Below are 9164 nucleotides of genomic sequence, written 5' to 3' on the forward strand. Positions count from 1 at the left end.
ATGGGATGCCCCGCATGGAATGCATACGGACTAAATGACCAGCTGTCTTTCAGGGACGAAAGCTGACGGTACAGGCTTGATTATCGTTAGCATACCGCTTAAAGGTTTTATTAAAAACTCCCCTGAAACAGTTTACCCGTATTTAAATCCTTCAAATTCAGTGAGCTTACGGTTCCTACGCCGGAAAAGCGGATACTTACGCCGTAGATCTGCTGTAAGGGATGCGTGTAAGTGCTTTCGAATACCTGTCGGTCATTGATGTACAACCGGGCCTGCTGATTTTTTACCAGCAAGCGTAACGTACCCCCGCGACGTAAATCGGCTCCGAGGAAACTCAGATCCTCCTGTCGCCCATACCAGCCTTTTTCGGAGAGGATCAGTCGTGACCAATACACACAGCCGGGTTTGGTCACAACAAAGGTATGGTTGGACGACTCCCCCATGATCCGGACATCCACCTGAGAGCACCGAATGCCCGTTCGGTCGGGCGTAGTAATCAAATGCGTTTGCAGTTCAAAGTTATCCCCGCTAATACCCGTTTGTTGAGCGTTGGTAAATTCTACAAAAAAGGTACGATTGGTATCAATACCCGCCTGAGACAGCTCCCGCGTGTTAATCGTTCGCTTTCCACCCGTGAATAAGGCCGGTACGTTAATGGGATACACCCGCGAGGTGTCGTACATCATGTACGCCGTCGCCGCCCAGCCCTGCGTGGGCAGGTACACTGTGGTAGAATCGAGGGGTTGATTGCCCCGCTTCAAAACGGCCTGATACCGCCCGGGCACTTCGTAATAGTGATTATAAACGGTCGTGTTCGGGTTCACTGCCTTACACTTGCCATCACCGAAATCCAGCGAATAATCATCCGCCCGTTCATGGGGCGTTTGCACGGTAAAAATGGCCGAGTGCGGGTTTTCGCCTACGGGGTTTTTACAGATCAGGGAAGGCGTACCTTCCGGACTTACCCCTTGTCTCATTTTCCAGCCTGCCCACAGGACCAGCAGCACCAGTAGACTCATCCCCGTCCACAAAAGCGTACGGGTTGCAAATCGTTTCGGAACCGGACTTTCGTTCCGTTCGGGTACCTTTTGATGGAGTGCCGGTTCGACCAAGGGTTCTTCTACCTCCGCAAGGGGTTCCTCCTCCGCCATCGCTTCTACGAGCTGGTCCCAATCCCCAAAGCCCGCGTACGCAGCCAGGGCATCGCGGGTCGCTTTTTGCGGATAATACCGGGCATCCGTCTTGATCTTTCCAAAAATTCGCTTCAGCGTATTGGGGCTGATTTGTACCCGGGTCTTCCGAAACAGGATTCGACTTAGTAAAATGTAGTCTCCGTTCGTCCATGCGGACCACTCTTCCCTCCCATATGTCTCGGCAACTCGCTGGCAACAACGCTCCAGGTAGTAATAACTCCAGGTTTGCTCCGGGCCTTTATCCGTAATCATTAGTTTCTATATTACTGTACGTCAGATACTTACCTTGTCCATAATTCTGTATAGGGGATTGGATACCCCTTCTGCTTTCAACACCGTATAGTCCAAAATTATGTTTGTTAAGTTAAATCACAAGTCCGGTAAAATTGCAGAAGAACCTCTAATTATCAGAAAAAATTATGCATTTAAGACTACTACTAAGCACGCTGCTGTACCTGGGCCTCCTGTTACCTGCTTTTGCTCAGAGTCGTTCCATCACGGGTCGCGTCACGGATGAAAAGGCTAAAGAGCTACCGGGCGTCAGTGTAGCCATCAAAGGAACGTCACGGGGTACGACGACCGACGCTCAGGGCGACTACCGACTGGCCATCGCCGATACGGGGTCGGTCACACTTACCTTCTCTTCCATTGGTTACCAGAGCCAGGACATTCTGATCACGGATCAGGCCGTACTGAATATTATCCTGAAAGCAGCCGAACAATCACTGGATGAAGTCGTTGTGGTTGGTTATGGAACGCAAAAGAAAAAGGATTTAACGGGGGCCATTTCCACCATCGATTCTAAAGATGTAGCGGGGCGTCAGACCGTGCAAATCTCGGAAGCCTTGCAGGGCAGTATTGCGGGTGTATCGGTCACCCGCAGCAGTGGAGCCCCCGGAGCCAGCTCTAACATTCTGATCCGGGGCATTACAACGCTGGGCACTAACGCTCCCCTGATCATTGTGGATGGCGTTCCGGTCAGTACGATCGATAACGTCAATCCGAATGACGTGGAAAATATTACCGTACTGAAAGACGCCGCTTCGGCCGCCATTTATGGGTCCCGGGGAGCCGCTGGGGTTATTCTGGTAACGACCAAGCGATCCAAGGAAGGCCAAACGAGTTTTGAATACAACGCCGAATACGGGTTTCAGAAGCCAACGGCTCTGCCCGCTTACGTCAATGCTCCGGAGTACATGCGGCTGTTCAACGAGCAGGCCACCAACGACGGGTCTTCCGCAGGTCCTTACGCGGCCGATTACATTACCAATTTTGATCAGTACCATCGGGATAAACCGGACGTCTTTCCCTTTGCCAATACCGACTGGCAGAAAACTATTCTGACCCGGGCGACGGCTCCACGAGTACGCCACGATCTGGTGTTTACTATGGGAACGGGTAAAATTAAAACCAAGGCCTCGCTGGGGTACACGAAATCCGGGGCTTTTTACGACAACTATAACTATGAGCGGTACCTGCTTCGGGTGAACAACGATTTACAGGTTAATGCGAAACTGGGTATTACGCTGGATGTCACCTACAAGCGAACCAAGTCGCTTTCGCCCGTGGTCAACCCCTTGTACGAAGCCCGGTTGATGCCTCCAATTTTTGACGATTACTATTCGGATGGTCGGTACGCACTGGGCAAGGATGGACGGAACCCGATTGCCCAGCTCAACGAAGGCGGAACCAACAACGAGTACTACAATCAGGTGATGGGCCGACTAGCCTTCAACTTCAAACCCATCGATGGACTAACGCTGACGGCCCTAGTCGCTCCGAGTTTCGATTTTGACCGGGGCAAAGCCTTTTCCAAGCGAATCACGTTTACGAACCTCGACGGTAGTACGAGTGCCTTCAGCAATCAGCCCCGCACGACGCTGAACGAACGGCGGCAGGAAACGACCAATATCACGGGTCAGTTCTTAGCCAGCTATTCCAAAGAAATCGGCTCGGGCCATAACGTGGATGTACTGGCGGGTTATGAAGAACTGTATAATTTCAGCGAAACGCTGACGGCCTCCCGGAGTGGTTTTGCCCTGATTAATTTTCCGTACCTGAATGCCGGTTCGCAGGAATTACGCGATAACTCCGGCAGTGCCAGTGAAGCCGCCCTTCGTTCGGTATTTGGTCGATTGAAATACGATTATCAGAACAAGTACTACATCCAGGGTAATCTACGCTATGACCAGTCTTCCCGCTTCAATCGCCAGCACCGCGACGCTTTATTCCCTTCGATTTCGGCGGGCTGGACGATTTCCGAAGAGAACTTTCTGCGGAGTACGCCCTGGCTATCGTTTCTGAAGGTACGTGGTTCGTACGGCGTGGTGGGCAATGAGCGAATCGGTAATTATCCGTATCAGGCGACCATCAGTTTTAGCAATGCTCTTTTCTACCAAAATGGGGTAGTCGTTCCGCTGAACGGGGGTGGTCAGGTGGACTATGCCGTTGAGAATATTTCCTGGGAAACTACCCGGACGCTGGATGCGGGTATTGACGCCGCCTTCTTCAAAAACCGACTGAGTGCAGCCATTGACGTCTACCATAAACGCACCTACGACATCCTGCTGGCTCTGGATATTCCGCTGTACCTGGGCTATGAACGGCCACAACAAAATGCCGGGATCATGGACGTGAAAGGTTGGGAACTGGAAACCAGCTGGCGGGATCGAATTGGGAAAGTCAACTATTCCATTGCCTTCAACATTTCCGATTCCAAATCAAAAATTGTGGATTTGAAAGGTACCCAGATTCTGGGTAGTCAGTCTACGTTCAAAGGCAGTGAGTACAACGAATGGTTTGGCTACCGCTCGGCGGGGTTATACCAAACCGCCGAAGAAGCCCGTCAATCGCCGCGACTGAATACCAACGTTACGGCGGGCGATGTTCGCTACGTGGATATTAATAACGATGGCCGCATCACGCCCGATGATCGCGTACTATTGGGCGGTTCCCTCCCCCGTTTTCTGTACGGTAGCACGATTCGACTGGATTATCAGGGTTTTGATCTGGGCTTGGTTGTTCAAGGCGTTGGTAAAAAACTCAGTCGCCTGCCCGATGAAATCGTACGACCTTTTGGGGAAGCGTTTGGAAACGTGCCGCAGGAAATTGTGGGTAAATTCTGGAGTAAAACCAATGCGGCGGAGGTCAACGCCCGGGCCCGGTATCCGCGGCTTTCAACGCAGTCGCTGGCGGCCAATTACGAAACGTCTGATTTCTGGCTCATCAACGGATCGTATTTCCGCGTCAAAAACATCACGCTGGGCTATACCCTGAAAGGAGACGTGCTCAAGAAACTGGGCCTGCAATCGACGCGATTGTACGTTTCGGCCAACGACGTACTCCGGATTCACCACTTCCCCCGCTACGCCGATCCGGAAGCCGCGAATTCTTCCTATCCCATCGTCACCACCTTTCTGGGCGGTATCACCTTACGCTTTTAAGCTCCTTCAGACACGGCTTCGTTATGAAAAAATACCTGTTTCTTCTGCTGGGAGGTATCGGCTTTACCGCCTGCAACTCGCTCGACTTAAATCCTTTATCTGAGCCCTCTACGGCTACGTTTTACGCCAATCAAACTGAATTGGAACTGGCGGTGAACGATCTGTATCGCCTGGATTTCTGGGGGAACGACAATGAACAGTTCACGGATAATTACTGGCATCGGGGTATGCTGGGCAATGCGGTCACCTTCGGCACGATGAATTCCGAAGACGCCACGGCACAGGCTTACTGGACGGTCTGCTACAAAGCCATTGCCCGGGCGAATTCCTTCCTGGCTAACAAAGATCGGGCAGCGGCGAATACACCCGCGACCGTACTGACGCGACTGGAGGCAGAAATGCGACTCATCCGGGCGTACCAGTATTCCAGACTCCTGACGCATTTTGGCGACGTTCCGCTCATTACCGATCCGCTGGTACTGGAACAATCGTATAGTGTGACCCGTACGCCCCGCAATGAAGTCCTGACCTTCGTTTTCAATGAACTTGATTTTGCCATTGCGAACCTGCCCGCTTCGTACCCCGCTTCGGCCGTACGTCGGTTGACCAAAGGGGTAGCCCTTGCCATCAAAGCCCGTACGGCTCTGTATACGAACAACTGGGCAGTAGCCAAAGACGCTTCGCAGGCCATTATGCAGCAGACCGGGGCATACAGTCTGCATTCGAATTACGGTCAGCTCTTTCTGAAAGCCGGCGAAACCAGTCCGGAAATCATTCTCAGTATTCCCCGGGATGAAATGCAGAAGGTATTTACAACGGGCACACCCGTGCGGGATCAGCTGCCTCGGATTGCCGGCGGTTTTGGAGCCCAGATTCCTACCCGGGAGCTGGTTGACGCCTACGAATGCCGGGATGGCAAGCCCATCGACGAATCTCCGCTGTACAATCCGCGGGAACCCTTTAAAAACCGCGATCCCCGCTTAACGGCTACGGTTGTTGAATTCGGTACGAACTGGCTGGGGTATACCTATCAGCCGCACCCCGATTCGGTTACCGTTTTCAGTAGCAAGGAAAATCGGCGAGTAGCCAATCAGGATACCCGAAGCGTTGCGGCATTTGCCAGTTTTACGGGTTTTCTCTGGAAAAAAGGCATCGATCAAAGCTGGGCCGACAAGCAGAGCGAAGACGCCGATGCCCTGTTGATCCGTTACGCCGAAGTACTGCTGACCTACGCCGAAGCGAAAATCGAACTCGGCGAAATCGACCCAACAGTGTTGCAGGCCATCAATCAGATACGGGCCCGGGCTTACGGGGTGCGGGTAGACGATCCGGCGGCGTACCCAGCCATTACGACTACCAGCGTGAGCGAACTACGGCAAATTGTTCGGCGGGAGCGTCGGGTGGAATTTGCCAAAGAAGGCTTGCGATACATGGACCTCATCCGCTGGCGACTGGCGGAAAAGGCACTCACCCGACCCGTCATTGGCTTACCCGATCCGGCGGCCCAAAACCGCTCGAAATGGCCCTTCCCCGGTGTTACTCCCATCGATACGGATGGACTGGCGGACTACTCCGGTTTTGGCACTGACGTTAAAATCGTGGCTCAACGCAGCTTTGACGCCAGCCGTCAGTACCTCTGGCCGATTCCCGCCCTGGAGATCCGCGTCAACCCCAAACTGACTCAAAATCCGGGTTACTGAAATTCTCCGTACTGCTCTATCCTTTCCCAAATCATTTTTCGATTCGAATGAAGAAACTTTTTCTTTCGGCTTGCGTAGCCGCTCATTTACTTTTCGCGGATTCCTGCGGGGCCCAATCCCTCCGCCGCCCCTCGTTCAGTGGTATTTATCCGCATCTGGCCATGTACAACCGCGAAGGCGAATGTGGTACGGGAGCCGTCGTCCCCTGGGCCAATCAGCTGTGGGTCATCACCTACGGTCCGCATTTACCGTTTGGTTCTTCGGATAAATTGTACGCCATCAGTCCGGATTTGCAGCAAACGATTCGTTCGGAAAGCATAGGTGGCACCCCCGCCAATCGAATGATTCACCCCGAAAGCAACCAACTTTTCATCGGACCTTACGCGATTGACGCGAAGGGACAGGTTCGGACCATTCCGTACACGGCCATGCCCGGTCGGCATACGGGCAATGCCCGCCACCTTACCGATCCCGCCCACAAGATTTACTACGGTACCATGGAAGAAGGTTTTTACGAAGTGGATGTAAAAACGCTCAAACCCAAGCTCTTATACGAAGACGGAAACGTAAATCGCCAGAAAGATTCCGATGAATCCAATAACCTTCAGAATGCCCTGCTTCCCGGGGCTCACGGCAAAGGACTGTATTCGGGGCAGGGCGTACTGGTCTATTCCAACAACGGTGAACCGGGCAAAAGGGCTCTTGAGCAGTTCGATGTTCCGGCAGGTTCGCTCTCCGAGTGGGATGGCCATGACTGGAAAGTCGTTCGCCGCAATCAATTCGTGGAAGTAACGGGTCCCGGTGGTATTTACGGCAACAAAAACCCGCAGGCGGACCCGATCTGGGCGACGGGCTGGGACCATAAATCCGTTTTGCTGGGCGTGCGGAATCCGCAAACGGGCTGGCAATTTTTCCGGCTACCCAAAGCCAGCCATTCCTACGACGGAGCACACGGTTGGAATACCGAATGGCCTCGGATCCGGGATGTTGGCACGCCTCAGCAATCGGATTACCTGATGACTATGCACGGGCTATTCTGGCGGTTTCCGGCGACTTTTACTACGGCTAACTCGGCCGGTATTCGTCCCCGTTCGGCGTATCTGAAAGTCATTGGCGATTACACTCGCTGGAATAATCAGCTGGTTTTTGGATGTGATGATTCGGCTCAGAAGGAATTTTTAAATAAACGAAAGGTTAAAGGCAGTATTGAAGGCCCCGGCCAGTCCAATTCCAACCTGTGGTTTACTTCGCTGCAATTGCCCGATGAGCTGGGGCCCAATACGGCCGAAGGAGCCGTCTGGCTTCAGGAAACCGTCGAGTCGGCTTCCGAACCCTTTCTGTTTGCGGGTTGGAAACACCGCTCGGCCTGGGTACAGAACCACGACTCGCAGGAAGTGACGCTGACCTTTGAAGTAGATCAGAAAGGCACGAATACCTGGACCCCGCTGCAAAAGGTCGTACTCGCTCCAGGCGGTTCGAAACATCTGACGTTCACCGAAAAACAAATCGGCGAATGGATTCGTATTCAGCCTGGTACGAAGGCCAAACTGACGGCCCATTTTTCTTACGCAACGCCCGATGCCCGCCCGGAAAAACCCCAGGCTTTATTTACGGGCCTGAGTTCTGTACAGTCCGATCAAGCGGTAGGCGGACTTTTGTATGGGCTGGGAAACGATCTTAAAACGCTGGGCATGGCAGCGGTACGTTTCGAAAACAAACAACCTGTTACAACGGGGTATTACGAATTCAATGACCAGATGCAACTGGTACGGAAGGAGAATCCGAAGATGCAGTCGTTCATTACCAGCAAATTCGCCATTCCTAAAAATGTCGTTACTGTCGAGGAATCGAGTGTACTGATCGTGGATGACCAGAACCGACGCTGGCGACTGCCGCTGGGTGCCGATGCCTTTACGGATTTAACGAATCAGGGAGCCTTACGCCTGTGCCGGGAAGTGGCCACGGAACGTGATTTACTCAACTGTCACGGTACCTTTTACGAGCTCCCCGCCGAAAATGCGGACGGCTTTGCCAAGATCAGACCGGTGTCTTCGCATAATTACCGCATCCATGATTTTGCTTCTTACCGGGGTTTGTTACTGCTCACGGGTATTGATCGGGCTGGAGCCTCGAAAAATGAGCACATTATCGTTTCGGAGGATCAACAGGCCGCCGTCTGGGCGGGTACGATTGATGATCTCTGGAAACTGGGCAAACCGAAAGGACACGGTGGTCCCTGGAAAAATACCCCGGTGGTCGCTCAGCAGCCTTCTGATCCGTATCTGATTGGTTTTTACGACCAGCGTAGCGTGCAACTGAGTCATCAGTCGTCGAAGTCGGTCACTTTTACGCTGGAAGCCGATCCCGTAGGTACGGGGGTATGGATGCCCTATCAAACCTTTACGGTACCCGCGGGGAAAACGATCACGCATAGCTTTCCAAACACGTTTCAGGCCCGCTGGATTCGCCTGAAAACGGATCAGAATTGTACGGCGACGGCGTTGTTTGATTATAAGTAGATTAAGGGTATTGGGTTTGATAGGTGTTGAAATCTTGTCATTCACCTAGACGGAGTTTGGCCCTCCTTACTGGCTGTTCGGTAGCCCGTGATCCTTCCAGGCTGGACCTCTCCACGCCTGACGACAGCCCGCTTTGGGCCACCGCTTTGCGGCTATCGTAGGTCGTTCCGTTGCTCACCGGCGGGGGGGAGGCTTTAATCTTCTGACATTTCATTAGTTGATAGTTTATTGTTATTAACTATAGTCGATGGCCTTCATGGAAGGCTTAAATCCAAACCCCGTCCTATCGCGAAAAGCCGCCTTTTTCAT

Annotated in this window: 4 protein-coding genes; 3 read left to right on the forward strand and 1 reads right to left on the reverse strand. The window is 52.8% G+C overall.

Annotated elements, in window-relative coordinates:
• Positions 1-110: 110 nt before the first annotated feature.
• Positions 111-1445: a hypothetical protein gene (locus BWI93_RS15515; RefSeq protein WP_094812875.1), complete on the reverse strand. Its 1335-nt coding sequence runs from the start codon at positions 1443-1445 to the stop codon at positions 111-113.
• Between the two features lie 167 nt (positions 1446-1612).
• Here BWI93_RS15515 and BWI93_RS15520 point away from each other — a divergent pair, with 167 nt between their 5' ends.
• The 3 genes from BWI93_RS15520 to BWI93_RS15530 are packed head-to-tail and all read left to right on the forward strand — an operon-like array spanning position 1613 to position 8855.
• Positions 1613-4636, forward strand: a complete 3024-nt coding sequence (locus BWI93_RS15520) for a TonB-dependent receptor (protein WP_094812877.1) — start codon at positions 1613-1615, stop codon at positions 4634-4636.
• Positions 4637-4659: 23 nt separating this feature from the next.
• Complete coding sequence (locus tag BWI93_RS15525; protein WP_094812879.1) at positions 4660-6336, forward strand: RagB/SusD family nutrient uptake outer membrane protein; 1677 nt, start codon at positions 4660-4662, stop codon at positions 6334-6336.
• A 47-nt stretch (positions 6337-6383) separates the two neighbouring features.
• Positions 6384-8855 (forward strand): hypothetical protein, encoded by a 2472-nt coding sequence (locus BWI93_RS15530; RefSeq protein WP_094812881.1) that lies wholly within the window; start codon positions 6384-6386, stop codon positions 8853-8855.
• Positions 8856-9164: the final 309 nt, after the last annotated feature.

Origin of the sequence: Siphonobacter sp. BAB-5385 (assembly GCF_002261125.1) — a bacterium.
Lineage (GTDB): Bacteria > Bacteroidota > Bacteroidia > Cytophagales > Spirosomataceae > Siphonobacter.

Bases quoted from the DNA above. Each gene is read 5' to 3' on its own strand.
- BWI93_RS15520 (WP_094812877.1), top strand. From the start codon at position 1,613: ATGCATTTAAGACTACTACTAAGCACGCTGCTGTACCTGGGCCTCCTG.
- BWI93_RS15530 (WP_094812881.1), top strand. From the start codon at position 6,384: ATGAAGAAACTTTTTCTTTCGGCTTGCGTAGCCGCTCATTTACTTTTC.
- BWI93_RS15525 (WP_094812879.1), top strand. From the start codon at position 4,660: ATGAAAAAATACCTGTTTCTTCTGCTGGGAGGTATCGGCTTTACCGCC.
- BWI93_RS15515 (WP_094812875.1), bottom strand. From the start codon at position 1,445: ATGATTACGGATAAAGGCCCGGAGCAAACCTGGAGTTATTACTACCTG.